At 74.5% G+C, this 1,250-nt stretch carries 1 protein-coding gene and 1 pseudogene; both read left to right on the forward strand.

Going from position 1 to position 1,250, the window contains the following annotated elements; translation table 11 throughout:
- Positions 1-43 precede the first annotated feature (43 nt).
- Positions 44-1,012 carry an ABC transporter permease gene (locus FNQ90_RS23730; RefSeq protein ID WP_143624148.1) on the forward strand — a complete coding sequence of 323 codons (969 nt, stop codon included), beginning with the start codon at positions 44-46 and terminating at the stop codon, positions 1,010-1,012.
- 31 nt (positions 1,013-1,043) lie between these two features.
- Positions 1,044-1,250: pseudogene (locus tag FNQ90_RS23735) on the forward strand (hypothetical protein); the annotation flags it as partial.

The following is a 1,250-nucleotide window of genomic DNA, read 5'->3' on the forward strand; positions in this document are numbered from 1 at the left end:
GGGGCGGCCCGGCCGCCGCGGCCGGCCCCTCCCCCTCGCGGCCATGGGACGTCTGGTGCTGCGCCGGTTCCTGGCCGCCGTGCCGGTCCTGGCCGGCGTCACCCTGGGGGTCTTCGCCATCGCCGCCGCCTCGCCCTTCGACCCCGTCAACGCCTACGCGGGCGGGGACGCGGTCGGAGCCTCCCGGCAGACCCTGGACCAACTGCGGGAGAACCTCGCCGTCGGGGGCACCTTCGTCGAGCAGTGGTGGACCTGGCTGCGCAGCGTGGCGGGAGGGGAACTCGGCCACTCGCAGTCACTGCGCCAACCCGTCTCACAGGTCATCGCGGAGCGCATGGTCTGGTCGGTCGTGCTGTGCGGGACGGCCTTCCTGGTCGCGCTCGTGGTCGGCGTCACCCTCGGCGTCCTCGCCGCCCGACGCACCGGCGGGCTCGTGGACCGCTGCGTCACACCGGTGGCCTACGTCCTGGAGGCGGCTCCCCCCTTCTGGACCGGCCTGTTGGTCATGTGGCTGTTCGCCGTGCAGTGGGGGGTGTTGCCCGCCGGAGGGCTCACCGCTCCCGGTGAGGACACCGTGACCGCCTCCGGGCTGCTGCGCCACCTGGCGCTGCCGGCACTGGTGCTCGCCCTCTCCCAGCTGCCCTGGTTCGTCCTCTACACCCGGCAGGGGGTCGCCGACGCCCTGCACGAGGATCCCGTCCGGGCGGCGCGGGCCCGCGGGTTGGGGGAGCGCACCGTGCTGCTGGGCCACGCCCTGCGGTCCGGACTGTTGCCGGTGCTCACCCTCATCGGCACCCGGGTACCCGAGTTGATCACCGGCGCCCTGCTCATCGAGACGGTGTTCTCCTGGCCCGGCATCGCCTCGGCCACCGTGCGGGCCGCCACCGCGTTGGACTTCCCCCTGTTGGCGGCCCTCACCGTTCTCGGAGCCCTCGCCGTCCTGGCCGGCAATCTGCTGGCCGACCTGCTCTACGGCCTGGCCGATCCCCGGGTCGACCACGACCGCATGTGACCGCCGGCCGCGAACGGATGTGACCCTCACCATGGCCTCCTCCACCGTCCCCGGCGGTGTCCCTCCCGCCGGAACCGATCCGGTACCGTCCGGCGCCGATCCGACCGCCGGCGCGGCCCGCCCCGCCAGGGGCCCCGCCCGGCGGAGCACCCGTACCGTGCGGCTGGTGCTGTCCGTCGGCATCACCGCGACGGCGGTCCTCGCCGTTCTGCTGGTGCCCCTGTTCCTCCCCCTGGAC

The organism is Streptomyces alkaliphilus, assembly GCF_014141535.1.
Classification (GTDB): domain Bacteria; phylum Actinomycetota; class Actinomycetes; order Streptomycetales; family Streptomycetaceae; genus Streptomyces; species Streptomyces alkaliphilus.